1 protein-coding gene and 1 pseudogene are annotated in these 877 nt (G+C 46.0%); both read right to left on the bottom strand.

All coding sequences use genetic code 11. The annotated features are described in order from the left end of the window. Positions 1–187 (bottom strand): annotated as a pseudogene (locus R7P74_RS25480) (hypothetical protein); the annotation flags it as partial. A 1-nt stretch (position 188) separates the two neighbouring features. Beyond that, positions 189–877, bottom strand: a 689-nt coding sequence (locus tag R7P74_RS25475) for a replication initiation factor domain-containing protein (protein WP_318123425.1), incomplete at its 5' end; no start/stop codon positions are given.

Below are 877 nucleotides of genomic sequence, written 5' to 3'. Positions count from 1 at the left end.
GTGCATCGTTTGGCGCAAATGGAACCTCAACAGATTCAATACCAAACGCAATTTGAGAGCCGTTTTCGTTTTCCCAAGGCTTCAATGCCTTACCAGCAAACAAACGACCAATTTCATATTTTTTACCGGATTGCTTACCAACGCCTTTTGAGTAAGTGCCACCTGTTAGAACGTAACGAACAGCCATGCTAATTCTCCATTATCTCTTTGATTATGTGTTTGTATGTATCAGGCAAGTTGAGCAAATCACCCTGCGTATCCTCAGATATGAGCAACCCGAAAACTTTCTCCAAGTCACCATCCAAGTACTTAGCAATATCCGCTAACGTGCGGCCAACTTGACGACGAGCCCAACGAATGCGCCCGTGCATATCGAGCGCAACTTGTTTCTTTTTTGTAACCACCTTTACTGGAGAGCTGGATACGATAGATGCGCTATACGCACAAATTCCGGCGAAGTAACCGCTGATATCGAGAAGGACGTCGATTGGCATCTCCTTCAGCTCACACTCACTTCTAAACCAAAACATATCGAGCCCAAGCTGAGCAGCCTTGTTATAAATACGCCAGTAAATACGAGATTTGCGGTTGCCAACCTCGAATGATTCATTGATAACCTTGCCGGAAGGTTCAGCAAAATAACGCTCACCTGCACTAGGGCCGCAACCCCTATCAGATGTGCGAAACGCATTATCGGCATAGGCTTTTTTTGCATACTCACGACCAAACAGGCCGTGGAAGTCATCGACTGCAAGGTCGATTCGAGATAGACGGTTACAGTCGAGAAGATCTAACCACCAATGCAAACGGAATGCACTTGTGTGCTCAAAAACGTGTTTGCACCCTAGCCCCTCAATTTGGAAATAACAGGTTCCAC

The sequence above is a fragment of the Vibrio sp. 2033 genome (assembly GCF_033339735.1).
Note: the sequence above shows the minus strand (reverse complement) of the source record. Positions and strands in the feature narration are given on the sequence as shown.